Source organism: Treponema sp. R6D11, assembly GCF_054786075.1.
In genome coordinates this window covers 1-387 of the sequence record NZ_BDHD01001101.1, presented here as the reverse complement: position 1 = coordinate 387, position 387 = coordinate 1, and the positions used below count along the sequence as shown (strand labels likewise).

1 protein-coding gene is annotated in these 387 nt (G+C 57.1%); it reads left to right on the top strand.

Translation table 11 applies throughout. The annotated features are described in order from the left end of the window. Positions 1 to 387 (top strand): NAD(P)/FAD-dependent oxidoreductase (locus tag ACYVTD_RS17650; protein ID WP_461248925.1); only part of this gene is annotated, 387 nt, incomplete at both ends.

The following is a 387-nucleotide window of genomic DNA, read 5'->3' as shown; positions in this document are numbered from 1 at the left end:
TACTCATGCAGTGCATCCACAACGGTTTCGGCCTGCACGAATTTTCCGAAGAACTGACCGGCCCCGAATTCGCCGAACGCTTTATTGAGCGCGTAACAAAGTCAAAGATAGCGGTTTACCTTGATTCGACCGTAACCCGTTTTACTTCCGCCGGCGCCAATTGCGTAAAAGAACTCTACTGCGTCTCCCCCTCCGGCGCGATGAGGATTCAATGCAAAGCCGTGGTGCTTGCGATGGGCTGCCGGGAGCGCAACAGGGGCAACGTGCGCATACCCGGCTCACGTCCGGCCGGCATTTTCACCGCAGGCCTCGCCCAGCGGCTGGTAAACATAGAGGGCTACATTCCCGGCAAGGAGATTGTAGTCATAGGTTCGGGCGACATAGGGC